This window comes from Streptomyces sp. NPDC104367 (genome assembly GCF_055583825.1).
On sequence record NZ_JBVJND010000039.1, the window covers coordinates 16930 to 42571 of the forward strand.

The window sequence follows — 25642 nt, forward strand, 5'->3', positions numbered from 1 at the left end:
CCGCCCTTTCTCGTCGGCTCCCGGGATTCCCGGTGACCGGCCGGCGCCCTCAGACCCAGGTGTCCAGCCACATCCGGGCCTGCCAGGCGGAGTACGGGATGGTCTGCCCGGTGTAGAGCGGGAAGAAGTAGACGAAGTTCCAGGCGATGAGCAGGACCAGGACGCCCGCGGCCACCGCGCCCCGGATCCGGCGCCGTTCGGTCGCCCCCGGCGGGCCCGCCATCGCCCCGACCGTCATCGCCACGGCCAGGCAGAGGTACGGCACGAAGACGACCGCGTAGAAGGAGAAGACCGTGCGGTCCTGGTACAGGAACCAGGGCAGATAGCCGGCGCCCACCGCGCACAGGACCGCGCCGGCCCGCCAGTCGCGGCGCAGCGCCCAGCGGTAGAGCAGGTAGAGCAGAGCGCCGCAGGCCGCCCACCACAGGGCCGGGGTGCCGAGGGCCAGGACCGTGCGGGAGCAGGCGGACGCGGAGTGGCAGCCGTCCGTGCCGGGTTCCGGCGAGTCGTAGGAGAAGAGCACGGGGCGGCCGAGGACCAGCCAGCTCCAGGGATTCGACTGGTACTTGTGGGGAGTGTGCAGCCCCACGTTGAACTGGTAGACGAGGTACTCGTAGTGCCACAGGCTGCGCAGCGGGGCCGGTATCCACGACCAGGTGCCGCCGCGGCCGTCCGCCCAGTGGCGGCCCCAGCCGTCGTCGGACAGGAACCAGCCGGTCCAGGTCGTCAGATACGTGACGGCGGCGACCGGGGCGAGGGAGAGCACCGAGGGGCCGAGGTCCCGGCGGAGCACGGCCCGGTAGGGGTGGCGGGCCCCGGTCACCCGGCGGGCGCCGACGTCCCAGAGCAGGGTCAGGACCATGAAGAAGGCCAGGAAGTACAGGCCGTTCCACTTGGTGGAGGCGGCCAGGCCCAGGAAGAGACCGGCCGCGAGCCGCCAGGGCCGCCACCCCGTGCGGGCGCGGTCGCCGGTCCCGGCGTCCGGACGGACCCGGCCGTCGGCACCGGTCGGCAGCGCCGCCGCGAGCCGGGCACGGGCCCGGTCCCGGTCGATCAGCAGGGCGCCGAACGCGGCCAGCGCGAACACCGTCACGACGAGGTCCAGCAGGGCGGTCCGGCTCATCACCACGTGCAGTCCGTCGACCGCCAGCAGCGCGCCGGCCAGGCAGCCCAGGAAGGTGGACCGGAACAGCCGCCGTCCGATCCGGCACAGCATCAGGACCGACACGGTGCCCAGCAGCGCCGTCATGAAGCGCCAGCCGAACGGGGTGAGGCCGAACATCCACTCGCCGAGGGCGATCACCCACTTGCCGGTCGGCGGATGCGCGACGAAGGAGCCCTGCCCGGAGAGCGGGACGACCTGCGGGTGGGCCAGGATCTGCGGGTCGGCGACCGTGCGGTCCGGCCAGCTGCCCTCGTATCCGAGCCGCAGCAGCGACCAGGCGTCCTTGGCGTAGTAGGTCTCGTCGAAGACGATCTGCCGCGGCCGGCCCAGGTGCCAGAAACGGATCGCGCCCGCCAGGACGGCGACGAGCACCGGTCCCAGCCAGCCCGTCGCCCGCGCGAGTCGGCGGGCCGCCGCCGGTGGCAGCCGGAGCAGGGCCCACAGCCGGTACGGCGGCTCGGGGAACGGCGGCACCAGGCTCTCGCGGACGCCGGCCGGGGCGCCTCCGTCCGGTCCGGACCGGCGCGGCCACGGCGCCCGCGGCAGCCGCCGCCGGCCGTCGGCCGTCGTAGGCGCACGGCTGTCGTCGACGACCGGGAGGCCGCTCGGGTTACTACTCGTCACTGGATGACCTCTCCCGGGCGCCACTCGTGCACCGGACGCCCCGTCGACCGGTAGGACGACCGCACCGGCTCCCCTGTTCCCGCCGTCCCCTCCGATGTGCGAGGGCCGTACGAACGCGCAGGTGGCGGATGCGACGGGGGTCGCGCCAGGTGCCGCGGGACCGGCTAACTTATGGAGTCACAGCCGGTACAAATACCGGCAATACCGACTTTTTCCTTCTCCGTGAGGCGGCCCGTCATGAGCCTGAGCATCCGCAACCAGATTCCCGGCACCGTCACCGCCGTCACCCCGGGCGCGGTGATGGCGACCGTGAAGGTGCGCCTGGACGGCGGCCAGGACCTCACCGCCGCGATCACGCTGGAGGCGGTCAAGGAGCTGGGCCTCGCCGAGGGTTCGGCCGTACGGGCGATGGTGAAGTCCACCGAGGTCGCGCTCGCCACCGGCCGGGTGGAGGGCGTCTCCATCCGCAACCAGCTGCCCGGCACGGTGAGCGACGTCGCGACCGGCGGGGCGATGGCCACCGTGAAGGTCGCCGTCGACGGGGGCGAGCTGACGGCCGCGATCACCAGGGACGCGGTGACCGACCTCGGCCTGACGGCCGGTTCACCGGTCGTGGCCCTGATCAAGTCGACCGAGGTGTCGCTCGCTTCGGTGTGACGGGGCCGTACGGCCGCTCACCGCTCCCCGTGCTGCCGCCTGATCCTCGTCGCCACCTCGTTCTCCTCCGTCTCCCACCAGGGGCGGACGCGTTCGGCGGACGGGGTGGCGGCGGACGGGGTGGCGGCGGCCGGGGTGGCGGCGGCCGGGACCGAGGGGGCCGGGGCGGTCCGGGCGGCCGGGGCGGTCTGGGCGGCCTGGGCGGGAACGGGCACCGCCGCGGCGGCGGCCGCCTGCTCGTCCAGGCGGCGGTCCAGGGCCGCGGTCTGGACGCGTTCCGCCCGCGCCCACTGGAAGAGGACCGTCAGCAGGAAGGGCAGGGCGACCAGTTCGGCGATGCTCAGCATCGCGCCGCCGCCGAGCTGCTGGTCGTGACGGACGTCGGGGGACCAGGACGGGTGGTGGTGCAGATACCAGGCACCCGCGATCAGCGTGCCGTGCGTCATCACGACCAGGCCCGGGACCGCGTCGATCACCCCGTCCACGAAGACCAGGGCCGCCCGCACCGGATGGGTGCACCAGGCCGGCAGGGTCTCCTCGCCCGTCAGCACCGGTACGACGAACAGGCAGCCCGCGACCAGCAGGTGCAGGTACATCAGCTCGTGCAGCCAGCCCACGCGCAGGGCGGTCGCGAAGTACGGGGTGAAGTAGATTGCCAGCTCGGTGGCGAGCACCAGGGCCGTGCTGACCAGGGGGAAGGTCAGCAGGCGGAGCACGCGTCCGGTCATCGCCCGGCGGACCCGCGCCGCCGCGCGCTCCGGCAGCGCCTCCACCGCGAGCCGCAGCGGGTCGCCCAGGGCCAGGCCCAGCGGGGCCACCAGGTCGAGCAGGATGTTCTGGACGGCGGCGGGCCAGAACAGGACGCGGTCGTAGACCGCGAGGGCGGACATCGTCGCGACGACCAGCGAGCCGAGGCCGAGCAGCCCGAAGGCGGCGGTCCGGGCCGGCGACCAGGACCGGCCGGCGCGGCGCAGCCGCCGCACGCCCCAGCCGTAGAGCGCGCCCAGGGCCAGGACCAGCAGCAGCGCGGGTACGTCCGGCTGCCAGCTGGTCAGCAGCCGAACCGCCGTCAGCTCCTTCATACGGGACGTCCTCCTCGATCACGGGACGAAACGGGCCGGGCCGGTCCCCCGCGCGACGCTATACCCGTCCCGCCCCGCTCCGGTGCAGGGGGTTCCGGTGCACAATCGGGCCGATCACCGACATGACGGCAAAGTGGGGGAACATGTTCGCCAGACGACTGGCCATGACCGTGACGGTCGCTTTCCTGATCACCGGACTCGGCGCCTGCTCCGGCGGGAGCGACACCACCGGCGGGGGCGGTGCTGCCGGCGGGAGCGGCAGCACCGGTGGCAGCGGTGCCGCCGGTGGGAGTGGGGGCGGAAGCGGCGATGACACGGTCTTCGGGCTGAAGGACACGCTCCGGCACGTCGCCGCGAAGACCACCCGGGCGACCCGGCCGCACCTGGTGCGCACGTGCTCCACCGCCACCCGCCGGGTCCGGCACACCTCCACCAGCGGCACCGGCACCCGGCGCAGGACGCGCACCTGGTACACCACCGAGCGCCACCGGTCCTGCACCAAGGTCCACCGCGGCACCGAGACGTACCGCAGGACCGTCCGGCCCGAGGAGTGGTGCGTGCGGCTCGACCACGTGAACGGCGACCGGAACCGGGACGACGTCTGGTACCAGGTCCCTCGCACCACCTACGACGAGGCCGTCGGCACCGACCACCACGCCCGGCTGGAGTTCGTCCCGACCGCCACCGGCTGCTGAGGCCCGCCCCGTCCGCCCCTCCGGCGCACAGCTGCCCACATCTCCCCCACTGGAATGACATGCACTGTTCACACGTCCTCCACTTCTGACGCGTGGGAGCGCAAGGAACCGGCCATTGACTCTCGGGCGCGGCACCCCATTCGGAGCCGCGTGGGGAGAAACCGTTTCCGTATAGGGGGGGCACTGTGGTGTCCGCGCTCGAGGGTTCCGCAGGTCCGGAGCCCGAAAGACCCGTGCCCAGGCGGCAGTCCGCCGCCCGTGGGCTCGGGGACCGGGTCTTCCGGTACCAGTTGACGGCCACCGGTGTCGTCGTCCTCGCCGTCATGGCCGCCGTGGGACTGTTCCTGCTCCTGCGGGCCGGGCAGGCGCTGCGGGCCCGGGGGGTCTGGGACTTCCTCACCACCGCCGAATGGCAGCCGGACGTCCACCGGTTCGGCATCGCGGCCGTGCTCACCGGCACCCTGCTCATCGCCGCCGTCGCCGTCACCATCAGCGTCCCGCTGGCCGTCGGCACCGCCCTGTTCATCTCCGACGTGGCCCCCCGGCCGCTGCGCCGCACGCTCGTCACCATGGTCGACCTGATGGCCGCCGTGCCGTCCGTGGTCTACGGCCTGTGGGGACTGTTCTTCTTCCAGCAGCACGTCATCGGGCTCTCCCGCTGGCTCTCCGACTGGTTCGGCTGGATCCCCGTGTTCAAGGTGGACGGCACCCAGCCGGGCGAGCCGCTCGCCTCCACCAGCGTCTACACCGCGTCCGCGTTCGTCGCCGGGATCGTCGTCGCCCTGATGGTCGCGCCGATCCAGTGCTCGGTGATGCGCGAGGTGTTCGCGCAGGCACCGGCCGGTGAGCGCGAGGGCGCGTACGCGCTCGGCGCCACCCGCTGGGGCATGATCCGGGCGGTCGTGCTGCCCTACGGCATGGGCGGCATCATCGGCGGCACGATGCTGGGGCTCGGCCGGGCGATGGGCGAGACGATCGCCATCTACATGATCATCTCGCCGGTCTTCGTGATCCAGCCGCACATCCTCCAGACCGGCTCGAACTCCGTCTCCTCCCTGATCGCCCTGCACTACGGCGATGCCTCCACCTTCGGCATGTCGGCGCTCATGGCCGCGGGCCTGGCGCTCTTCCTGCTCACCCTGGCGGTCAACTTCACCGCCTCCTCGATCGTGGCCCGGTCACGGTCCGGCGCGCAGAGCGAGGCGTAGCGATGACCGTCGTACAAGAAACCGCGCCCGCCGCGGCGGACGCCGTGGACGCCGTCCCGCCCGCGGACGCGCCCGAGGTCCCGGACGTGCCGCGCCGGATCGGCGGGCCCACCCGCTCCGGCGTGCTGTCCCTGCTCGGCGCCGCGCTCTCCGGACTGTGCGTCGCCGTCCTGCTGTTCGGCGAACTCGCCCCCTTCACAGGCGCGTTGGGGTTCCTCGTCACCGCCTACCTTTCGTTCCTCGGTATCTACGCGGTGCTGACGGGTCTTGACGAGGACGGGCAGGCGGTACGGAACCGGGTGATGACCGTCGTGCTGTGGACGGCGGCCCTGCTGCTGTTCACCGCGCTCGCCTCGGTCGTCGGCTTCACCGCCTGGCGCGGCCGGGAGGCGCTCCCGCACGGCAACTTCTTCACCCAGGACATGCAGGCGGCGGGCCCGCTGGACCCGCTGACCGACGGCGGCATCGCGCACGCCATGCTCGGCACCCTCGTCATGATCACCATCGCGCTGGCGATCACGGTCCCGCTGGGCCTGGCCTGCGCGGTGTACCTGAACCAGATCCCCGGCCGCTTCTCCCGGTTCGTCCGCACGATCGTCGAGGCGATGACCGCGCTGCCGTCGATCGTCGCCGGCCTCATGGTGTACGCGACCTGGATCCTCGGCCTCGGCATGCAGAAGTCGGGCCTGGCGGCGGGCTTCGCGATCAGCGTGATGATGCTGCCGATCGTGATCCGCGCGGCGGACGTCGTCCTGCGCCTGGTACCGGGCACGCTCACCGAGGCCTCCGAGGCGCTCGGCGCCCCGCGCTGGCGGACGGTCTGGCACGTGGTCCTGCCCACCGCCCGCTCGGGCCTCGCCACGGCCGTCATCCTCGGCACCGCGCGCGGCATCGGCGAGACCTCCCCGGTCCTGCTCACGGCGGGCTTCACCGCGGCCCTCAACGGCAACCCGCTGAACGGCCCGATGATCTCCCTCCCGCTGGCCGTCTTCAACTTCGTCCGGTCCCCCGAACCGACGATGATCGCCCGCGGCTTCGGCGCGGCGGCGGTCCTGATGGCCCTGGTCCTGGTCCTCTTCGCGATCGCCCGCGTCATCGGCGGCCGCGGCCCCGGCCACCAGGGCAAGGGCCAGGCGAAACGAGCGGCCCGCGCCTCGCGCAGGGACGCGGCCAGATTCGCCGACCTGCACGCACCCGGCCTCCGCCTCTTCGAGACGGCCGGGAGCAACTCCCCTCCCGGGGACGCGGAGAACCACGCGACCGGCCACGCCGCACCCGCACCCGCACCCGCACCCGCACCCGCACCCGCACCCGCACCCGCACCCGACGAACCCGAACACGGCCCCACGGACGGAGACCGTCACTGATGTCCAGCCCTGTCATCAACGCCCTCAGACGGCTGGGCATCCTGGCCGCACTGATAGGCATCCTCAGCACAGCCACCCCCGCGTCGGCGGACACCTACACCCCCATCGCCGGCGCCGGCTCCACCTGGGCCGAGAACGCCGTCGACGAATGGCGCCGTGCCGTCAACCAGTACGGCATGCGCATCAGTTACGCCGGCACCGGCTCCTCCGACGGCCGCCGCCAGTTCCTCTCCGGCACCGTGGACTTCGCCGTCTCGGACATCCCGTTCCAGACGAACCCCACCGACGGCAGCGCGGCCGAGCGCCCCGCGGCCGGCTCCTACGCCTACATGCCGATCGTGGCCGGCGGCACGGTGTTCATGTACCACCTCACCGTCAACGGCAAGCGGGTCACCAACCTCCGCCTCTCCGGCGACGTGGTCACCAAGATCTTCACCGGGACCGTCAAGACCTGGGACGACGCGGCGATCAAGGCCGACAACCCCGGCCTCCAGCTCCCGCACCGCACGATCGTCCCGGTCGTCCGCTCCGACGGCTCCGGCTCCACCGCCCAGTTCACGATGTGGATGGCCGACCAGCACAAGGCGCTGTGGAACGCCTACTGCGCCAAGGTCGGCCGCTCGGGTTCGTGCGGGCAGACGTCGTACTACCCCACCGTCTCCGGGATGATCGCCCAGTCCGGCGACCTCGGTGTCGCCGGTTACGTCGCCCAGAACTACGGCGAGGGCGCGATCGGTTACGTCAACTACTCCTACGCGCTCAACGCGCACTACCCGGTCGCCAAGGTCCTGAACCACGCGGGCTACTACACCGAGCCGACCCCGCAGAACGTCGCGGTCTCGCTGCTCAAGGCGAAGATCAACACCGACAGGAGCTCGGCGGACTACCTCACCCAGCGGCTCGACGGCGTCTACAACGACAGCGACAGGCGCAACTACCCGCTGTCCAGCTACTCGTACATGATCCTGCCGCTGAAGGTGCAGGGCACCTTCACCAAGGCCAAGGGCAAGACGCTCGGCGCGTTCTCGTACTACTTCATGTGCCAGGGCCAGCAGCAGGCGCCCCAGCTCGGCTACTCGCCGCTGCCCATCAACCTGGTGCAGGCCGGCTTCGAGCAGATCCGCCGCATCCCGGGTGTCGAGACGCAGAACATCAACATCAAGAACTGCAACAACCCGACCTTCACCGCGGGCGGCGAGAACAAGCTCGCCCAGACCGCGCCCTACCCCGCCGCCTGCGACAAGAAGGGCGCCGCGCCCTGCACCAGCGGCAGCGGCGGCGCCACCACCGGCTCCGGCTCCGGCTCCAGCGGCGGTTCCTCGGGCTCCACCGGCGGCTCCGGCACCGGCACCGCCGCCACCGGCTCGACCGGCGGTTCCACGTCCGGCTCCGGCTCCACCGGCTCCACCGCGGGCGGCGGCAGCGCCCAGCCCTCCGTCGACCCCGACACCGGCCAGACCATCTCCCCCGACGGCTCCACCGGCGGCGGCTCGGGCGGTACCGGTACGGCCGCCGACGGCACCGTCGCCCTCGCCCAGCCGGTCGCGGTGGCCACCGGACACGGCTGGACCGGCACCCAGACGCTGATGCTGCTGGCCGCGGCCCTGGTGTTCGGCCTGCTCCTGCTGCCCTCGGTGGTCTCCCGCCTGATCGGCGCCAAGGGCAACGGCCGCTCCGGCGACGGGGGTTCGCGATGAGACGGACCCTGATACGCAACGCGCTGACACGGCTGCTGGCCGGCGCCGCGGTCGGCGCGCTGGCCGGACTCGCGGTCGCCCAGACCGCCCCGCCGGCCGCCGCGGTCACCGGCTCCGCGGTGACCGTCTCCGGACGCGGCGAGTTCAAGGACATGAGGTTCACGGTCAGCCAGACCGCCGATCTCACCAGTCAGGCCGTCACGGTGAGCTGGACCGGCGGCACGGCGACCACCTTCGCGGGCACGCAGTTCAACACCGACTTCGTGCAGATCATGCAGTGCTGGGGCGACGACGACGGCACCGTCCCGGCCAACCCCGGCCCGGCACGCACCCAGTGCCAGTACGGCGCCTCACCGACCACCAGCCGCGGCGGCTGGCCGGGCAACGGCCAGGACGACACCCGGCAGGTCTTCTACAGCGCCGACCCGGCCAACTACGGCCAGGACGACCGGTACGGCGCCGCCAACCCGAACGCCGGCGGCGAGGTCCCCTTCAAGTCGGTCGACGGCACCACGATCACCACGAACACCCAGAACAACGCCCTGTTCAACTACAACACCACCAACGAGATCGACTTCGCCCGCACCGGCTCCGACGGCACCGGCAAGGAGTACTTCGAGGTCCAGACCGCCAACGAGGCACCCCACCTCGGCTGCGGTGAGCCGGTCGCCACGAACGGCGTGACCAGGCCCCGCTCCTGCTGGCTGGTGATCGTCCCGCAGGGCCACCTGGACCTGGACGGACAGCCGTACGCGGACAAGAGCCAGGTCAACGCCGGCTCCCCGGTCTCCTCCACCAACTGGAAGAACCGGATCGCGGTCAGGCTGGACTTCAACAGCGTCGGCACCAACTGCGCCCTCGGCTCCGACGAGCGCGCCACCACCGGCAGCGAGCTGGTGGCCGACGCGATGACCAGCTGGCAGGCCCGGCTCTGCTCGACGGGCAAGGTCTACGGCTACACCGAGCTCGGCGAGCCCGACACCCGGTCCCGGCTGATCTCGGACGCCGCCTCCACCGGCATGGCCTTCACCACCCGCAAGCTGGGCGCCGACCAGGGCACCACGGCACCGTCGGGCACGACGACGTACGCGCCGGTCGCGCTCTCCGGAGCCGTCATCGGCTTCACGATCGAACGAAGAGCCAAGTCCGACGCGCCGGACAGCGTCAGGAAACTCGCCGGCACCAAGGTCGAGTCGATCAAGCTCGACGCCCGACTCGTCGCCAAGCTGCTCACCGAGTCGTACCGCAACTCCACCTGGGGTTCGGTGCTGGGCGGCACCGCGGCCAAGGGGTACGGCTGGGCGAGGAACAACCCGGCCGGTATCGCCTCGGACCCCGAGTTCATCGCGCTCAACCCGGAGTTCGCGTACCTGTCGGTCGCCGAGACGCCGGCCACCGACACCGACCTGATCACCTCGCTCGGCCACTCCGACACCGCCCGCGCGGTGTGGCGGTGGATCCTCGCCGACAAGGAGGCCCGGCAGTTCCTCTCCGGCGTCCCCGACGACGACGGCATGCGGGTCAACCCGTACTACAGCACCAACGCGGACCTGAACCCGGCCGGCGTCGCCTTCGACCCGTCGAACACCGACGACTACCCGAAGAGCGACCCCTGGTGCACGGTCCCGCCCGGCTCGGACGCGCCGTCCACGGCCACCCAGTGCATGACGGACTTCCACCCCTACGTGGACGACATGCACTCCGGCGCCCTGCACACCCGGCGCGCGGACACCCTGTGGAAGTCCAGCTGGGACGCGCTGGCCAGCCCGCAGGCGTACAAGAGCCCGGGCCCGCAGACCGTCGGCTCGCGCTTCATCATCACGATCACCGACGCGGCCTCCGCCGCCCGGTACGGCCTGCAGACCGCCCGGCTGAAGAACACGGCCGGCGCGTACGTCGCGCCGAGCACGGCGAGCCTGACCGCGGCCGCCGCGACCCCCTCCGGCTCCGGCTCCGGCATCGCCGAGATCACCCCGGCCAACGCCACGGCCAAGGGCGCCTACCCGCTCTCCGAGCTGGTCTACGCGGCGGTGCGGCCCGGCGAGGTGAGCAAGGCCGCCCGCCAGGACTACGCGGCCCTGCTGCGCTACGCGGCGGCCACCGGCCAGATCCCGGGCGCCGACCCGGGCCGGCTGCCCGACGGATACGCCCCGCTCTCCACGAAGCTGCGCGCGCGGACCGTGAAGGCGGCGAACGCGCTGCTCGACTACACGGGACCGACGTCCGCGGGGGCCGGCGGCGGCACGGCGGACGGCGGCGGGACCGACACGTCGGACGGCGGGGCCCCGGCCGGGGACGCCGGGACCGACGCCGGTACGACCGGCGGGACGGGCACGGGGGCGGGTACGGGGGCGGACGGTTCCAGCGCCTCGCCCAGCGCCTCGGCGTCGTTCGACGGCGGCAAGGCGCTGCGGACCACGGCCGCCGGGAACACTCCGGCCGACCCGGCCAACCCGCTGCGGTACGCCGTGCCGGTGGGTGCCGCGCTCGGGGCCGTGGCCGGGGCCGGGGCGCCCTTCGCGGGTGACTCCCGGCTGTCGACGGGCGCCGTGACGGCGGCAGTTCGCCGGCTGCGGAATCGACGCGGCTGGCCGCGCCCGCGCGGCGGAAGCCGCTGATTCGACACGGCCCCGCGCCCCTGACGGGGCGCTTCCCCTCAGACGACCGTCCGCCCCGAAAGGCAGTCGGGGCGGACGGTCCGCACCACCCTGCCAGATCCCTCTGCAACACCCCAGCTAGCTCTCGTCAGGAGACTCTCGATGCGCAGACTGCGCTCTCAGGCGGCGTTCGTCGCCGCTGCCGTGGTGGCCGGCGGCCTGGCCCTCGCCACCCCGGCGGTCGCCGACCCGGACGCCGGTGCCTTCCGCCAGCTGGTCGGCGTGGGTTCCGACACCACCCAGGACGTGCTGAACGCCCTGGCGGGCGACACCGTCAACGGCACCAGCTACGCCGCCACCGCGGTGAAGTCGGCGAACGGCGCGGGCATCGCGTCGTACGACGCGATCGAGCCCGGCACCGGCTCGACCACCTCGACCATCACCACCCGCTCCGGCGGCCCGTCCTTCCTGCGCCCGAACGGCTCCGGCAACGGCCGTCTCGCCCTCAGCGAGGCCCTGACCGGCGACAAGTACCCGACCAGCGCCGGTGTCCCGATCAGCGGCCAGGTCGACTTCGCGCGCTCCTCCGGCGGCCCGTCCGTCTCCGGCACCGCCCTCACCTACGTCCCGATGGCGCGGGACGCGTTGGGCGTCGCGGTCCGGGGCTCGGCCCTGGACACGCTGACCGCCGACCAGCTGCACGACATCTACTCGGGCACGATCACCTCGGTGAACGGCCAGACCGTGCACCCGCGCATCCCGCAGGCCGGCTCCGGCACCCGCAAGTTCTTCCTCGCGGCGATCGGCCTGACCGACGCCACGCTCTCCCCGAACGTCACCACCGTCCAGGAGAACCAGGCCGACGCGGCCCTCACCGAGGACGGCGCGCTCGTCCCGTTCTCCGTCGGCTCCTGGATCGCCCAGATCAACGGCATCTCCCCCGACTACAGCAAGACGGCGGCCGCGGCCGGCGGCCACCTGGCCTCCGTCCAGCTGCCGGGCGACAGCGGCGGCGCCACCAGCCCGGTCACCACGGTCAACGGCAAGCTGGCCCCGGTCACCGCGTACTACGAGAACTCGACCTTCGGCCGCGACGTCTACAACGTCGTCCCGACCCGCGCGATCGACACCACCAGCATCTTCTTCGACAAGGACCTCTACGACGTCTTCGTCACCAGCGGCAGCCACACCGCGCAGCTGGCGTCGGACGACGCGGAGAAGGTCATCGCCTCGTTCGGCTTCGTCAACGAGTCCTACAACGGCTTCGTCAACCTCGCCAACAAGCACGTCAAGCAGGGCGGCCTGGAGGAGTCCGGCGTCGACCTCAGCGTGCCCGGCGCCCCCACCCTGAAGTCCTCGGTGGGCGACGCGAGCCTGAAGCTGTCCTGGACCGCCCCGTCGGCCACCGGTCTGCCGGTCACCGACTACCGCGTGACGCTGACCGACGCGGACGGCGGCGTCGTCGCCACCAAGGACCTGTCGGCGTCCACCACGTCGTACTCCTTCACCGGCCTGGCCACCGGCACCTACACCGCCGCGGTCACCGCCAACAACCTCAACGGCACCGGTGCCGAGGCCGGTTGGACCGGCGCGGTCAAGTACACGAGCAAGACGGCGGCCACCACGGCGACCACCGCGTACGGCAAGACCCCGAAGGTCGCGGTCACCGTCACCGGCTCGCACGGCGTCACCCCGAGCGGCAAGGTCACGGTCAAGGAGGGCTCCACCACCCTCGGCACCGGCACCCTGAGCTCGGCCGGCAAGGTCACCATCAGCCTGTCGAACCACCTCAAGGTCGCCACCCACTCCCTGACGGTGTCCTACGGCGGCAGCTCCAAGCTGAACTCGTCCTCGGCGGCCGTCTCCCTGAAGGTCACCAAGGCGGCCGCGTCCGTCTCGGTGTCCGCGCCCACCTCGGTCAAGCACACCGCCAAGGCCAAGGTCACCGTCAAGGTCGCCGCGACCGGCACCACGCCGACCGGCACCGTCCGGATCTACCAGGGCTCCAAGGTGCTGGCCACCGGCACCCTGAGCGGCGGCAAGGTGACGCTCACCCTGCCGAAGCTGTCCAAGGGCAAGCACACCCTGCACGCCTACTACGTCGGCTCCTCGACCGTGGGCGCGAAGACCGGCGCCAACTTCACCGTCAAGTCCACCTGACCGGCTGACGGGCCCGCCGGGAGCCTCAGCGGCTCCCGGCGGCCCGCATGGACCTTCCCGAAGGAGGCGGGCCGCCGTGACCGTCGCCGTACCGACCCCGAAAGCTCTGGCTCCGGCCGTGCCGCGCAGGCCCGTCCGCAGCCTCACCGTCGTCCGCCACCTCTCGCGCGGCGGACTGCTCAGCCTCGCCGCCCTGCTGCTCGGCATCACCGCCCAGCTGCTGGTGGTCAGCGGCGCCCAGGAACGCTCCGCGCAGCACGCCGCCTTCGACGAGCTGCGCGAGCAACTCGCCCTGGGAACGGCCCCGGTGGCCCAGACCGGCCAGGACGGCAGGCTGCTGGCGCCCGGCACGCCGGTCGCCCTCATCGACATCCCGAAGCTGGGCCTGAGCCAGGTCGTCATGGAGGGCACCGACTCCTCCGTCATGACCGACGGCCCCGGTCACCGCCGGGACACCCCGATGCCCGGCCAGACCGGCACCAGCGTGGTGCTGGGCCGGGCGGCCGCGTACGGCGGCCCGTTCGGCGACCTCGCGCGGCTCACCACCGGCGACACCTTCACCGTGATCACCGGCCAGGGCAAGGCGAAGTACCAGGTCGTCGACGTACGGCGGGCCGGGGACCCGGCGCCGACCGCGCTGGCCCAGGGCAAGAGCCGGATCGTCCTGGTCACCGCGACCGGCCGCGACTTCATGCCCTCCGGCGTGCTGCGGGTCGACGCCGACCTGGTCTCCGCGCCGTTCCGGACCCCGTCGGCCGTGATCCGGGCCGGCACCCTGCCCGGCTCGGAGGAGCCGCTGGCCCGCCCGTCCGGGGTGCCGTGGCCGCTGGTGATGTGGCTGCAGGCGCTGCTGCTGGCCGCCGTGGCCGCCGTCTGGGCCTGGCACCGCTGGGGCCGCCACCAGACGTGGATCGTCTTCGCCCCGGTCGTCGCGGTGCTCGGCCTCCAGGTCGCGACGCGCACCACCGAACTGCTGCCGAACCTGCTGTGACCGAGACGACCGAGACGACCGAGATGACCGAGGTGGCCGACGAGATGACCGAGGCAGTTGAGACGACCAAGGCGATTGGGATGACCAAGGCAGTTGAGACGACCAAGGCGGTTGGGACGGCCGACACCGCCGTACTGCCCGCCGTCGTGGACGGCGGCCCCGCCCCCGCCACCCTGGACGCGCGCGCCGTCTCGGCCTGGTTCGGGTCCCACCAGGTGCTCAGCCGGGTGTCGCTGACCATGCCCGCGGGCGAGGTCACCGCGCTGATCGGCCCGTCCGGCTGCGGCAAGTCGACGTTCCTGCGCACCCTGAACCGGATGCACGAGCTGATCCCGTCCGCGCAGTTCGGCGGTGAGGTGCTGTTCGAGGGCGAGGACATCTACGACCCGTCGTGGCGGCTGACCGACGCCCGCCGCAGGATCGGCATGGTCTTCCAGAAGCCGAACCCGTTCCCGGCGATGTCGATCTACGACAACGTGGTGGCCGGCCTCCGGCTGACCGGCACCAGGGTGAGCCGCCGGGAGAAGGACGTGCTGGTCGAGGAGTCCCTCACCCGCGCGGGCCTGTGGAAGGAGGTCCGCGACCGGCTCCGCCAGCCCGGCGGCGCCCTCTCCGGCGGCCAGCAGCAGCGGCTGTGCATCGCGCGGGCCCTGGCGGTCCGCCCCCGGGTGCTGCTGATGGACGAGCCCTGCTCGGCGCTGGACCCCACCTCCACCCGCCGGGTCGAGGAGACGATCCAGGACCTGGCCGGCCAGGTCACGATCGTGATCGTCACCCACAACATGCAGCAGGCGGCGCGCGTCTCCCAGCAGTGCGCGTTCTTCCTGGCCGAACAGGGCACCCCGGGCGGCATCGTCGAGCACGGCGCCACCGGCTCCGTCTTCAACTCCCCGCGGGACGGGCGGACGGCGGACTACGTCGCGGGCCGCTTCGGCTGACCCGGCCGCGCGGGGTCAGCAGTACGGCGGCTGGTTGGTGAGCGAGGACGCCACCCGCATCCAGACGCCGAACTGCCGGTAGAGCGCGGGGAGCCCGCCGCGGGCCTGGACGGTGCGGCTGTCCAGGGCCGTCACCCCCGGGATGCCGAGCAGTACGGCGGGGACGGACGCGGACTGCCAGCGCACGGCGAGAACGGACTCCTCCTCCGACGCCTCCGGCCGCTTCGGCGCGGGTGTCAGGGCCTCGCCGACGGCCTCCTCGATCGCCCGGCGGGCCTCCTCGGCGGGCCGCAGCTCGGCGGCGAACCGGTCCCGGGCGTACTTCACGGGCACGGTGGCGACCGATTCGTCCCACGCCGTCATCTCGGCGCACGCCACGTCGTCACCCGTGAGGGCCACGACGGGGACCCCGAGGACGGCGGCGGTGGCGTGCGCGAGCCCGATCTCCCCGACGGGCCTGCCGTCCAGCCAGATGTCCTCGATCTCGTGGCCCATGAAGCTGTGGCTGAGGACACCGAGGGCACCGGCGCGGGCGTGGTAGCCGACGAAGACCGCGGCGTCGTGCCGTGCGTCGAGCCCCTCCAGCATCATCATCTGCTTCGGCTTGCCGCGGACCAGGCGGGCGGCGGGGTGCAGGTCCTCGGGGAGCAGGTTCCGCATCGGCCCGTGGGCGTCGTTCACGAGGACCTCGGTCGCCCCGGCGGCCACCGCACCGCGTATCGCCGCGTTCACGTCCTCGGCCATCATCCTGCGGCCGCGCTCGTAGTCCCGTCCGCCCGGCTGCACGTCGTCCCGGTCGACGAGACCGGTGATGCCTTCCATGTCCACGCTGATGTAAATATGCACGTCCCGAGGCTATCCGGACCCTACGTATTGTAGTTTCCCCAACGGTCAGGGCGGCCGGTCGGCTCATCGGGGGTACTCATGCAGGGCACGGACACACAGGAGGCGCGGCGCGGCCTCGCCCCCACGGTGGCGGTGCTGGCGGCGAGCCTGCTGATCGCCGCGGTGGGGGTGTACGAGCTGTCCGGGTTCGGCCTCCAGGCCCTCGACCGGCGGCCGCACCTGTTCAGCGACGGGCTGGCGACCGGCGGGGTGATCGTGGCGGCGGTGGCGGCCGGGGCCGCGATCGGCAACCTGGCATGGATACTGGCGGCACGCCGCCGGGCCGAACGGGAGCGTGCGTAGGAACCGGCGGGACGGGAGCGAGCGCGGGAACCGGTGGGACGGGAACGCGCGTGGGAACCGGCGGGACGGAAAGCGTTCGTAAGAGCCCGCGCCCCGTTTCACACCGTGCTCAGCACCCGGTCCGGGTCCCCCACAGCTAACCTACAGCCTGTAGGGTCAGCCCCTTCGTCATCGTCGCCCTCCGTCCCCCGTCCCCCGTCCCCCGTCCCCAAGGTGCCGGTCACCATGTCGCCACAACTGTCGACCCCGATCCCCCCGCGGACGTCCGCCGCCCGCCACGTCCCCGGTGCCGACCCCGGCGGCACACTGCGCAGGCGGGCCGCCGACGCCACCGTCTGGTACCTGCGCCTGATCGCCGTACTGAACATAGTGGCGGTGATGTCGCTGCCGTTCCGCCAGGAGGTCGACGAGCACAACAACGGCCGCCTCACCCTGCACCTGCACCGGCAGCACGCGCACCACTCCGGCCAGTTCTTCACGCCGTACCTGGCCACGGCGGGCCTGGTCTCGGCCGCGCTCGCGATCTTCTTCGTCCTGGTGATGCGGCGCCGCAAGCGGGCGGCCTGGCTGGTCAACACGGTGCTGTCCGCGCCGCTCTTCGCCCTCTACGTCCTCGCGCTCACCCAGCACGACTACCGCGCCCACGTCTTCAACTGGGTCTCCGCCGCCCTCACCGGCCTCTTCGTGGCCGCGCTGCTGATCAGCCGCAAGGAGTTCGACGCGGTGGGCGACCCGTCGAACCCGAAGCTGGCCGCGGCGGTGGCCGCGGGCGGCGTCCTGGTCACGGGCGGCCTGGGCACGCTCCTGGTGCACGCGACGAACAAGCTCCCCGGCGCCACCCTGCCCGACGAGGTCGCCTACACGCTCCTGCGGGGCGTCAGCGTGGGCCCGCTCGCCGACCGGGTGAGCGCGGTCCACGCCCCCCGCTGGACCGACATCGTCATCAACATGCTCCTCGCGGCCGCCTTCTGCCTGGTCCTGTACGCCGGCTTCCGCTCCCCGCGCGGCCGCCGGCTGCTGGGCCCCGAGGACGAGACCCGGCTGCGCGGCCTGCTGGACAGGCACGGCGCCCGCGACTCCCTCGGCTACTTCGCCCTGCGCCGCGACAAGGCCGCGATCTTCTCCCCGACGGGCAAGGCGGCCGTCACCTACCGCGTCGTCGGCGGCGTCAGCCTGGCCTCGGGCGACCCGATCGGCGACCCGGAGGCCTGGCCCGGGGCGATCGACGCGTGGCTGACGGAGGCGCGCCGGCACGCGTGGACGCCCGCCGTGATGGGTGCGAGCGAGGAGGCGGGCACCGTCTACGCCCGCCACGGCCTGGACGCCCTGGAACTGGGCGACGAGGCGATCGTCGACATCGCCGACTTCACCCTGGAGGGCCGGGCGATGCGAGTGGTCCGCCAGGCCCACAACCGGGTCCGCCGGGCCGGCTACACGGTCCGCGTCCGCCGCCACGAGGACATCCCCGCCGACGAGATGGCGACCCTCGTCGACCGGGCCGACCACTGGCGCGACGGCGCCACCGAACGCGGCTTCTCGATGGCCCTGGGCCGCCTCGGCGACCCGGGCGACGGCCGCTGCGTCATGCTCGAATGCCGGGACGCGGACGACACCCCGCGCGCCCTGCTCAGCTTCGTCCCCTGGGGCGAGCACGGCCTCTCCCTCGACCTGATGCGCCGCGACCGCGACGCGGAGAACGGTCTGATGGAGTTCATGGTCGTGGAACTCCTGCTCGGCGCGGCCGACTTGAAGGTCGACCGGGTCTCGCTGAACTTCGCGATGTTCCGCTCGGTCTTCGAACGCGGCTCCCGCCTGGGCGCGGGCCCGGTCCTGCGCCTGTGGCACGCGACCCTGACCTTCTTCTCCCGCTGGTGGCAGATCGAGTCCCTGTACCGCGCCAACGCCAAGTACCGCCCGATATGGGAACCCCGCTACCTCCTCTTCGCCAAGAGCGGCGACATCCCTCGCATCGGCCTCGCCAGCGCCCGCGCGGAGGGCTTCCTCACGGTTCCCTGGGGGCCATGACCAGGCCGGGGACCTTGGGCAGAACGGCGCGGACGGCGTCGGCGACCCGGGGGAGGTCCACGCCGAGGCGGGCGAGGCTGGGCAGGAGTTCCGCCAGGGAGAGGTCGACGAGCCGGACGATGGTGAGGAAGTCGTCGATCGGATCGTTCAGGGGGAGCGGCAGTTCGGTGTGCTGCCTTCCGAAGGTCTCGGTGCAGAGTCTCAGATCGTCGTCGGTCAGGCCGTCGAGTGCGTGCGCGGGAACGTCCAGCCCGCACTCCCTCAGGCGTCGGGCGAAGTCCTCCCGGTCCATCAGCAGAGTGGGCGGGACGGTGACGAGATGGTGCGGCGGCACCGGCCGGTCCCATTCGAGGAAGCGGCCACTGCTCCGGTAGGTCACCAGATCGCCGTCGTCCCGGCTCGGTGTCGCCGGTGCGGTGCTGTGGGAGGTGCGCAGGCCGTAGCGGTGCAGGCAGTCGATGGCCTCCTGCGGTGACACACGCGCGTTCGAGGCCGCTCGGAGGATGAAGGGCATGGGCAGCGTACGGGCGACCAGATCGTCCTCGGTCGCGGGCAGCACGGCGTAGACCTGGTCGAGGACGTCCCGGTCGGCCGGGTACCAGTCGTCGGGAAAGTTGGCGTCCTGCATCCGCAGGCCGTACGCGCGCAGCCGCTCCGCGACGGTTGCGGGTGACAGCCCGCTGTCCACGGCGATGCCGACGAGCTGCCAGATGGGCACCTCCTCCGCCGCCCCGGTCGTGCTGCGAAGACCGTCACGCAGTTCGAGAAGGTCCGGGTCGAAGTCCGCGACGGCGTCGGGCAGGCTTCCAGCGGGAAATCCCCACTCCCGCACCTGGCGCGCGAGGTCGCTCAGCGGGACGCCCGTGCTCAGGGACGCGTGTACGAGGAACCCCGGAGGCACCGCGTGGCGCAGGTCGAGTCGTCGTATCGAGACGTCGTCCCATCCCCACTCCGTACCTGTGCGCAGCACGTCCCGGGCCGACCGCTCGTCCATCGAACCCAGCTCAGGGTCGAGTCCATAGGCCCGAAGCGCCGCCACCACCTCCGGCAGGGACCGGTCGAACGTGTTCATGGCGGACAGCACATGGCCCACCGTGACCGGCTGCCCCGTATCGAGCCACGGGGACGTCCCGTTCATGAGCCTGCTGAGCAGGCGCACCACCCAGTCCTCGGGCGTGCCGGTTGGCATGTCCGCCACGGCCGGGGTGAAGCCGAGCGCCTCCATCCGGCCGACGGCCTCGTCGACGCCGAGGTTCAGCGTCAGATGCGCCCGGAGGAAATGCCCAGGCGCCACCGGCTCGTCCGCCTGGAGCCAGGCGACCGTGCTGTAGTCCCTCGCGACCCCGCGAAGCTCACCGTCGAGCAGGGCGACCGCGGCCTCGTCGGAGACGACGACCGGTTCCCGGGGGCGTCGTGGAGTGGGCAGCCGGAGCAGTTCCATGCGCGCGAGGACCTCGCCGTACGTCATCCCGCAGGCCCGCGCGACTGCCGCCACGTGTCCCGGGGGCACGCGGCTCCGGTTCGGTCCCGGCATGCCCCAGGTGCGGGGCGCCGATCGCGCCCGGTCCTCGGTGCGCATCAGTACGTCCGACGGCCGGGCCGGCAGCACCTCCCGGACCTCGGACAGCTCCGGAACGAGCATGGTCAGCGCCGTCAGTTCGTGGTTCGGGCGGTGTGCCAGCAACCGCCACAGCAGCGTCGCGTCGTCCGTAAATGTATTGGCGACCTGGGTGATCGGGACGCCCAGGTCGTTGCGGTGGCGGCCATGGACCAAGGAGACGTCGGGCGGGAAGAACCCCGCCGTCGCCACGGGTGCCCGGTGCCCGTTCAGGTCCAGGTCGATCCCCTGCCCGCCGGCCGCCTCGGTCACGAGGTCCGCCAGCCGGGGGCTGTGTGCGGCCACGTCCGCCAGCCAGGCGGGCGTCAGCAGGGGCGGGTCGGCCGCGAACAGCGCCGGCAGCGCGGCCGTGAGGAGCCGTTCGACCTGTTCGTCCACGTCCTGGTCGAGGATCTCGCCACGGTCCACGGACAGGTCTCGGGGACTGCTGGCCCCCGTCAGGTTCACCACGGCCCCCCGCAGCCGGCCGGAGTCCGCCGGTCCGGCCGCCAGCACCCCCTGTCGTACCCGGGGCTCGACGAAGATGCCGTCGACGAGGACACCGCCGCCGTACTCGCACCAGACCACCTGGCCGTCGCGGCCCGCACCCGCCTCGGGCCAGGGGAACGTGTTCCCGTGCGCGACGACCCCGTCCGGCCGGCCCCCGGCCGAGGACTCCCTGGTCTCCAGCACACCGGGCCGCCAGGGCGCCCGCTCCTGGCCGTCGTTCCTCCTGGCCTTCGTCGGGAACTCGGCGACGCCCAGCAGCCGGCGCAGCTCCCGCACGCAGGACGGCGCCTTCTCGGCGTCCCGGAGGTAGAGGCGGACCCTGGTGCCGACGAACGAGCGGTCCTCGGAGGGCCTGACCCGGAAGTAGTGGCCGGGGCCGGTGATCAGCACGGTGAGCGGCTCCGACCTGCCGTTGGCGGCGCAGGTGGTGACCCGGATCTCGTCCGCGAGCATGAAGTAGCTGAGCACGCCGATGCCGAACCTGCTGTTCGGATGGACCGTGATGCCGCTCCTGCGCCACCCCTCCAGCTCCTCCTGGAACCGGGCGTGGTCCTTGAAGCGGACACCGGCCTGGGAGAACACCTCCGCGAGCACGGTCTCGTCCATGCCGATGCCGTCGTCCTGGCACTCCAGGTAGTGCCGCTGCTCGACCTCGTCGAAGTCCTGGACGAAGACGATCCTCCCTTCGTAGCTGTCGCTGCCGGTCCTGGCGTGCTCCCAGGCTCGGCGCAGCCGGCAGGCGTCCAGGGCGTTCTGGTACAGCTCGCGGATGGCGAGGGAGCGGTCCCGGTAGAGGTTCTCGCCCATGAGGAGTTCCTGGACGCGTACCTCGTCCAGCCGGAACCGGATCACCTCGCCGGCCCGCCGGGGCTCACCGGCCTCGTCCACCTCGTGCACCTCGTCCGGGTGCGCGTACGCGGGAAACGCGCCCATCTCGCCCGCGGGCCGGTGCCTGCGCGCGCCCCGCAGCAGGGTGTCGACGTGCTGCGCCTGCTCGACGAGCGCCGCCACGACGGCGGGGTGGTGGCAGGAGGCCCTCAGCACCAGGGTGTCGTCACGCGGGTACCAGTGGGCCTCGCGCAGCGTGTCCCGCAGCGACTTCGCCGTCACCGGATCCGGGATGCCCACGTGCTCGACGATGTCCGAGGGCAGGTCGGTCGCCTCCATGGCCATGGCGTGGGCGATCGCGAACAGCGGCCCCACCAACTGCTCCCGGACGTCCCGCCACTTCCCGCCGCCGAGCCGGACCGGGGTCGGCTCCTGCCTCAGCAGTCCGTCGCGCCCGGTGCCGTACAGCTTGCGCGGCGGCGCCTGGACGCAGGACAGCAGAGGGGACAGGAACCTGGGGGCGAGGAGCTGGCCGAGGCCCGTGTCGCCGGGCTCCAGATCGGCGAGCAGATCGGGGAGCGCGCCCACTTCCTGCTTCGCCCACTGGTGAAAGAGCCACCAGCCGATCTCCGGCCGCCCGTCCCCGCGGTCGGGCAGAGCGTGGCCTCGGTTGGCCTGGCGGATGAGCCGCTTGTGGTTGCGCAACTGGACGTTCTGCTTCTCCCGGTGTGCCGAACGCCCCGCCCGTTCCTCCAGATCCGTGGGGTCGGCATCGGCGAGGGCGAGGACGGTGTACGCCCCGTGCGTCTGGTGCAGGAAGGGCAGCAGAGCCATCAGTGCGGCCTCGGCGGGCGCCAGCACCGGCCCCCTCGGACCGTCGGGCATCTTGTGCATCAGCAGATCCAGCGCCTCGCTGATGCGCCGACCCAGCTCCGGGTCGTGCCAGGGGTCCCGCTCCAGTGGGTCGCGCCGCTCGTCGTACAGCTTCGCCAGCCGTCGTACGACATCCCGGGTCCGTTCCCGCAGCCCTTCGGCTTCCTCCTGCTCGGCGGGGTCGACGAGGAGCCACGCCCGGGATCCGGTCGCCGCGTCCGACCAGTCGTGCCGTTCCTGCGGTGGGGGCGGGGGCCTGCGGTCGGCGGCCTTGCCGACCCGGGCCTTGTGGGCCGCTTCCGCGAGGCGCTGCCACTGCTGCGACGTGAGACGGGGGATGCCGGCCGGGTTACGGGTTCTGGCGCGTTCCGTCAGCACGTTCAGGAACGCGAGCAGTCTGGCGGTGTCGCGCGGTGGATTGCAGCGGAGCCAGTCCGCGACCGTGCTGGCGGCAACGGGCAGCGATCGCCTGGTCTCCAGGGCCGCGGCAACGGATGTCGCACTGGGCTTTCCGGCCGCGTCGATCAGCCTCCGCACCTGCTCCTCGTACGTCACGCGGCCCGTCCCCCTCCGTGCCCGTCCGCCCTCGCACCGGCGCGAGTCGTACGACTCGTACGACTCGCGAACTCGCAGATTACCGGCTTGACCTGCGCTGTCACCGGCGTTCGCGGACATCGGCCGCGAACGCGGACGGCGGCCTCGGGGCACATTCGTCGGCGTCTCCACCACCACCGCCGCCGCGATCTCCGGAAGGAACCCCGATGACCGCCCCCGTCCTCCTCGCCGCCCTGTGCGGCCTGCTCGCGCTGCTGATCGTGGCCTGTGCCGCCGTCCTGATCACCCGCACCGCGCTCGGCGACGCCGACTCGAAGGACCGGGCGCGGATCCTCACCGCCGTCGCCGAGGTGGTGCGGGCGCTGCGGGGCAAGCGGTGATGCCCGCCGGCCCCGCACGCAGCGGCTGCTCCACGCCTCCCGTCCGCGGCCTCGTCATCGCTGGTGCCCCGGCCACGGAAACCCGCTCCCGCAGGCTGTGTGCCGGTGTCAGCGGCACATCGCCCGGCCCCTACCGCAGCGCCCGAATCACGAACCGGTGCCGGTGCGCGAAGCCGCCGGTCACCGGTCCGGCGGCCCGTGTTCGCGCGCCGCCCGGCCGCTTCAGGCCCGGGTCGCGCCGCCGCCCGTCAGGCCGCCGCCGACCGTGAAGCCGATGGTCGCGCCGCCGCCCTCGCGGCGGAAGGCGAAGGGGGCGCCGCCGTGGGCCATGGCGACCTCGCGGACGATGGAGAGGCCGAGGCCGGAGCCGGGCAGGGAGCGGGCGTCGGCGGCGCGGTAGAAGCGGTCGAAGATGCGGATCAGGTCGCCGTCGGCGATACCGGGACCGCGGTCGAGGACCTCGACCCGGACCGTGCCGGGACGGGCCGGGCCGGTGACGTTGATCTCGATGGGGCCCTTGCCGTCCCGGTCGAACTTGGCCGCGTTCTCGACCAGGTTGGACAGGGCCCGCTGGAGCATGCCGGGCCGGCCGTCGGTGGTGGTGTCGCCGCTGAAGCGCAGCAGGATGTCGCGGCCGGTGCGGCGGCGGGCCAGCCCCGCCACGTCCTCCGCGATGTCGGCGAGGTCCACCCGCTGCGGCGGCTCGCTGTCCGACTGCCCCGCCGCGAGATCGACCAGCTCGTTGACCAGGTCGGTCAGCTCGCGCGCCTCCTGGCCGAGGTCGGCGACGAGCTCGTCGCGGGTGGCGGGCGGCAGCTCGTCGATACGGCGCAGGAGGGAGATGTTCGTACGGAGGGAGGTGAGGGGGGTGCGCAGCTCGTGCCCCGCGTCCTGGACCAGACGGCGCTGGTCCTCCTCCGACTGGGCGAGGCGGCCGAGCATCCGGTCGAAGGCCCGGCCCAGGCGGCCCACCTCGTCGAGGCCGGTGACCGGGACCTGGATGCCCAGCTGCCGGGTGCGGGCCACGTCCTCCGCGGCCGAGGTGAGGATCACCAGGCGGCGGGTGATCCGCCGGGCCAGCCACCACCCGAACAGCCCGGCGGCGATCACGACCACCGCCATCAGCGCGAGCGTGCGCTGCTGGAGCGCCCGCAGCAGATCCTCGGTGTCGCTGAACTCCTGTGCCACCTGCACCGCGCCCCGCCCGTCGCCGAGCGCGACCGTGGCGACCCGGAACAGGTCCTCGCCGACCCGGACGTCCTTGTGCTGGGCCGTCGTCCCGGCCGCCTCGGCGATGGCGGCCGCCCGGTCCGCGGCGGTCACGGGCAGCACCGGGCTGCCGTGGTCGACGATCTCCCCCCGCGCGCCCAGCACCTGCACGTCCGTCCGCGCCGGCCGGACCACCTCGTGCCCCGGCCGGGTGGAGGAGAAGAAGTCCTCCGGCACCATCTGGTGCTGCTTGACCTCGTCCTGGACGTCGGAGACGACCTGGGTGAACACCGACTGCTGGTCGACGCGGACCAGGCGGGCGGCGGCGTTGTACGACAGGATGCCGACCACGATGGTGACGGCGGCCGTGACCGCCGCGAAGGAGACGACGAAGGTCGTACGGAGTGAGACGAGCTTGGGCCGGCGGTGGGCCAGCACCCGGCTGAGCCGCCTCAGACGGCCCACTCAGTCCTCCCGCAGCACGTAACCCACGCCCCGGACCGTGTGGATCAGCTGCGGGGCGCCGGGCTCGTCGAGCTTGCGGCGCAGGTAGCCGACGTACACGGCGAGGTTCTTGGAGCCGGGGCCGAAGTCGTAGCCCCAGATCCGGTCGTAGATCGTGGAGTGGTCGAGGACGATCCCGGCGTTGCGGGCGAGGAGTTCGAGCAGCTCGAACTCGGTGCGCGTCAGCTCCAGCTCGCGCCTGCCCCGCCAGGCCCGGCGGGCCTGGAGGTCCATGCGCAGGCCGGCGGCCTCGACCTGGCGGTCGGAGACCAGCGGTTCGCGGCCGGGCTCGGCGGCGGGCCCGCCGCCGGTGCCACCGCCGGTGGTCACCGGGGAGGTGCGGCGCAGCAGCGCGCGCAGCCGGGCGAAGACCTCCTCGACGTCGAAGGGCTTCACGACGTAGTCGTCGGCGCCGGCGTCCAGGCCGGCGATCCGGTCGGCGGTCTCGACCAGCGCGGTCAGCATCAGGATGGGGGTGCGGTCGCCCTCGGCGCGCAGCACGCGGCAGACCTGGAGGCCGTCGATGCCGGGCATCATCACGTCGAGGACGAGTACGTCGGGCTGGTCGCGGTGGGCGTGCGCCAGGGCTTCCACACCGTCCGCGACCGCCGTCACCTCATAACCCTCCAGGGTGAGGGCCCGCTCCAGGGCGTGGCGGATGGCGCGGTCGTCTTCGGCGAGCAGCACAGTCTGGGGCACACACCCAGTCTGCCAAGGCCTCCGGCGGTTCCGCCGTGGTGAGCGGGCCTACGATCACCCTTTTTACCTGCCTCTCACCGTCACAGAGGCAAC

General features: G+C 72.7%; 18 protein-coding genes. 12 read left to right on the forward strand and 6 right to left on the reverse strand.

The annotated features are described in order from the left end of the window. Positions 1-49 precede the first annotated feature (49 nt). Positions 50-1789 (reverse strand): dolichyl-phosphate-mannose--protein mannosyltransferase, encoded by a 1740-nt coding sequence (locus tag ACZ619_RS39040; protein ID WP_469609677.1) that lies wholly within the window; start codon positions 1787-1789, stop codon positions 50-52. 237 nt (positions 1790-2026) lie between these two features. Here ACZ619_RS39040 and ACZ619_RS39045 point away from each other — a divergent pair, with 237 nt between their 5' ends. Continuing rightward, a complete protein-coding gene (locus tag ACZ619_RS39045; RefSeq protein WP_469609680.1) occupies positions 2027-2446 on the forward strand; it encodes a TOBE domain-containing protein in 420 nt (139 codons plus the stop codon). 17 nt (positions 2447-2463) lie between these two features. Here ACZ619_RS39045 and ACZ619_RS39050 read toward each other — a convergent pair whose 3' ends face one another. Next, positions 2464-3528, reverse strand: coding sequence for a cytochrome c oxidase assembly protein (locus tag ACZ619_RS39050; RefSeq protein WP_469609683.1), 1065 nt, complete (start codon positions 3526-3528; stop codon positions 2464-2466). Between the two features lie 143 nt (positions 3529-3671). On the opposite strand from ACZ619_RS39050, the gene ACZ619_RS39055 reads away from it, so the two are divergent. The 8 genes from ACZ619_RS39055 to ACZ619_RS39090 all read left to right on the forward strand — a co-directional run bounded on the left by ACZ619_RS39055 (position 3672) and on the right by ACZ619_RS39090 (position 15181). Next, positions 3672-4223, forward strand: coding sequence for a hypothetical protein (locus tag ACZ619_RS39055; protein WP_469609686.1), 552 nt, complete (start codon positions 3672-3674; stop codon positions 4221-4223). Positions 4224-4456: 233 nt separating this feature from the next. Next, positions 4457-5431 (forward strand): phosphate ABC transporter permease subunit PstC, encoded by a 975-nt coding sequence (pstC, locus tag ACZ619_RS39060; RefSeq protein ID WP_469609689.1) that lies wholly within the window; start codon positions 4457-4459, stop codon positions 5429-5431. A 2-nt stretch (positions 5432-5433) separates the two neighbouring features. Next, the gene (gene pstA / locus ACZ619_RS39065) at positions 5434-6798 is read left to right on the forward strand and encodes a phosphate ABC transporter permease PstA (RefSeq protein WP_469609692.1); all 1365 of its coding nucleotides are present in this window, start codon (positions 5434-5436) and stop codon (positions 6796-6798) included. Beyond that, complete coding sequence (locus tag ACZ619_RS39070; protein WP_469609695.1) at positions 6798-8495, forward strand: substrate-binding domain-containing protein; 1698 nt, start codon at positions 6798-6800, stop codon at positions 8493-8495. Before pstA ends, ACZ619_RS39070 begins: the two co-directional genes overlap by 1 nt. Further along, positions 8492-11113, forward strand: coding sequence for a hypothetical protein (locus ACZ619_RS39075; RefSeq protein WP_469609697.1), 2622 nt, complete (start codon positions 8492-8494; stop codon positions 11111-11113). The genes ACZ619_RS39070 and ACZ619_RS39075 overlap by 4 nt, the downstream gene beginning before the upstream one ends. 141 nt (positions 11114-11254) lie before the next feature. After that, entirely contained in the window at positions 11255-13252 is a 1998-nt protein-coding gene (locus ACZ619_RS39080; protein WP_469609699.1) for an Ig-like domain repeat protein, read from the forward strand. Positions 13253-13328: 76 nt separating this feature from the next. Further along, positions 13329-14243, forward strand: a complete 915-nt coding sequence (locus ACZ619_RS39085) for a sortase (protein ID WP_469609702.1) — start codon at positions 13329-13331, stop codon at positions 14241-14243. 80 nt (positions 14244-14323) lie between these two features. Further along, the gene (locus tag ACZ619_RS39090) at positions 14324-15181 is read left to right on the forward strand and encodes a phosphate ABC transporter ATP-binding protein (protein WP_469609834.1); all 858 of its coding nucleotides are present in this window, start codon (positions 14324-14326) and stop codon (positions 15179-15181) included. A 15-nt stretch (positions 15182-15196) separates the two neighbouring features. On the opposite strand, the gene ACZ619_RS39095 is transcribed toward ACZ619_RS39090, so the two are convergent. After that, positions 15197-16027: a M55 family metallopeptidase gene (locus tag ACZ619_RS39095; protein WP_469609705.1), complete on the reverse strand. Its 831-nt coding sequence runs from the start codon at positions 16025-16027 to the stop codon at positions 15197-15199. Positions 16028-16105: 78 nt separating this feature from the next. Between ACZ619_RS39095 and ACZ619_RS39100 the strand changes: the two genes are divergently transcribed. Both ACZ619_RS39100 and ACZ619_RS39105 read left to right on the forward strand, forming a co-directional pair. Next, on the forward strand, positions 16106-16369 hold the full coding sequence (locus tag ACZ619_RS39100) for a hypothetical protein (protein ID WP_469609708.1): 264 nt from the start codon (positions 16106-16108) through the stop codon (positions 16367-16369). A gap of 225 nt (positions 16370-16594) precedes the next feature. Continuing rightward, entirely contained in the window at positions 16595-18394 is a 1800-nt protein-coding gene (locus ACZ619_RS39105) for a phosphatidylglycerol lysyltransferase domain-containing protein (RefSeq protein WP_469609711.1), read from the forward strand. Here ACZ619_RS39105 and ACZ619_RS39110 read toward each other — a convergent pair. After that, on the reverse strand, positions 18372-22757 hold the full coding sequence (locus ACZ619_RS39110) for a wHTH domain-containing protein (protein ID WP_469609714.1): 4386 nt from the start codon (positions 22755-22757) through the stop codon (positions 18372-18374). The genes ACZ619_RS39105 and ACZ619_RS39110 overlap by 23 nt on opposite strands. Positions 22758-22963: 206 nt before the next feature. On the opposite strand from ACZ619_RS39110, the gene ACZ619_RS39115 reads away from it, so the two are divergent. Then, entirely contained in the window at positions 22964-23137 is a 174-nt protein-coding gene (locus ACZ619_RS39115; protein ID WP_469609717.1) for a hypothetical protein, read from the forward strand. Positions 23138-23359: 222 nt separating this feature from the next. On the opposite strand, the gene ACZ619_RS39120 is transcribed toward ACZ619_RS39115, so the two are convergent. Both ACZ619_RS39120 and ACZ619_RS39125 read right to left on the reverse strand, forming a co-directional pair. Next, positions 23360-24802, reverse strand: coding sequence for a sensor histidine kinase (locus tag ACZ619_RS39120; protein WP_469609837.1), 1443 nt, complete (start codon positions 24800-24802; stop codon positions 23360-23362). 9 nt (positions 24803-24811) lie between these two features. Beyond that, positions 24812-25549: a response regulator transcription factor gene (locus ACZ619_RS39125; RefSeq protein WP_469609723.1), complete on the reverse strand. Its 738-nt coding sequence runs from the start codon at positions 25547-25549 to the stop codon at positions 24812-24814. Positions 25550-25642 lie beyond the last annotated feature (93 nt).

Coding starts and splice junctions, on each gene's coding strand:
- ACZ619_RS39090 (WP_469609834.1), top strand. CDS start 14,324: ATGACCAAGGCAGTTGAGACGACCAAGGCGGTTGGGACGGCCGACACC.
- ACZ619_RS39080 (WP_469609699.1), top strand. CDS start 11,255: ATGCGCAGACTGCGCTCTCAGGCGGCGTTCGTCGCCGCTGCCGTGGTG.
- ACZ619_RS39055 (WP_469609686.1), top strand. CDS start 3,672: ATGTTCGCCAGACGACTGGCCATGACCGTGACGGTCGCTTTCCTGATC.
- ACZ619_RS39070 (WP_469609695.1), top strand. CDS start 6,798: ATGTCCAGCCCTGTCATCAACGCCCTCAGACGGCTGGGCATCCTGGCC.
- ACZ619_RS39075 (WP_469609697.1), top strand. CDS start 8,492: ATGAGACGGACCCTGATACGCAACGCGCTGACACGGCTGCTGGCCGGC.
- ACZ619_RS39050 (WP_469609683.1), bottom strand. CDS start 3,528: ATGAAGGAGCTGACGGCGGTTCGGCTGCTGACCAGCTGGCAGCCGGAC.
- ACZ619_RS39105 (WP_469609711.1), top strand. CDS start 16,595: ATGTCGCCACAACTGTCGACCCCGATCCCCCCGCGGACGTCCGCCGCC.
- pstA (WP_469609692.1), top strand. CDS start 5,434: ATGACCGTCGTACAAGAAACCGCGCCCGCCGCGGCGGACGCCGTGGAC.
- ACZ619_RS39045 (WP_469609680.1), top strand. CDS start 2,027: ATGAGCCTGAGCATCCGCAACCAGATTCCCGGCACCGTCACCGCCGTC.
- ACZ619_RS39115 (WP_469609717.1), top strand. CDS start 22,964: ATGACCGCCCCCGTCCTCCTCGCCGCCCTGTGCGGCCTGCTCGCGCTG.
- ACZ619_RS39100 (WP_469609708.1), top strand. CDS start 16,106: ATGCAGGGCACGGACACACAGGAGGCGCGGCGCGGCCTCGCCCCCACG.